This is a genomic window from Enterobacter cloacae complex sp. I3, from assembly GCF_014896175.1.
GTDB classification, from domain to species: Bacteria; Pseudomonadota; Gammaproteobacteria; order Enterobacterales; family Enterobacteriaceae; genus Enterobacter; species Enterobacter bugandensis.
Genome location: NZ_JADBQZ010000041.1, coordinates 1 through 537 on the forward strand (window position 1 = coordinate 1; position 537 = coordinate 537).

Sequence of the window (537 nt, forward strand, 5' to 3'; positions counted from 1 at the left end):
ATCGCCTCTGACTGCCAGGGCATCCACCGTGTACGCTTAGTCGCTTAACCTCACAACCCGAAGATGTTTCACTTCATGATTGCGAAAATTTGAGAGACTCGAACACACATAACATGTGTGTCGTTTCAATTTTCAGCTTGATCCAGATTTTTAAAGAGCAAAACTTCGCAGTGCACCTTTTCAGGTTCACTCTGAAGTTTTCTTGTGTTCGCAGTAAAAGATGGTGGAGCTATGCGGGATCGAACCGCAGACCTCCTGCGTGCAAAGCAGGCGCTCTCCCAGCTGAGCTATAGCCCCATCGTTTTGCCAACCTCTTCAAATTTGCTTCGCAAATTTGGTAGGCCTGAGTGGACTTGAACCACCGACCTCACCCTTATCAGGGGTGCGCTCTAACCACCTGAGCTACAAGCCTGTAGAGGTTTTTTACTGCTGTTTTTCATCAGACAATCTGTGTGAGCACTACAAAGGCAGGTTCTTTAAGGTAAGGAGGTGATCCAACCGCAGGTTCCCCTACGGTTACCTTGTTACGACTTCACC

2 tRNA genes and 1 rRNA gene are annotated in these 537 nt (G+C 48.0%); all 3 read right to left on the bottom strand.

Annotated features, from left to right (window positions below):
* Positions 1-221: 221 nt before the first annotated feature.
* Positions 222-297, bottom strand: a tRNA-Ala gene (locus IM271_RS20135).
* A 38-nt stretch (positions 298-335) separates the two neighbouring features.
* Positions 336-412, bottom strand: a tRNA-Ile gene (locus tag IM271_RS20140).
* Positions 413-482: 70 nt separating this feature from the next.
* Positions 483-537, bottom strand: a 16S ribosomal RNA gene (locus tag IM271_RS20145); the annotation flags it as partial.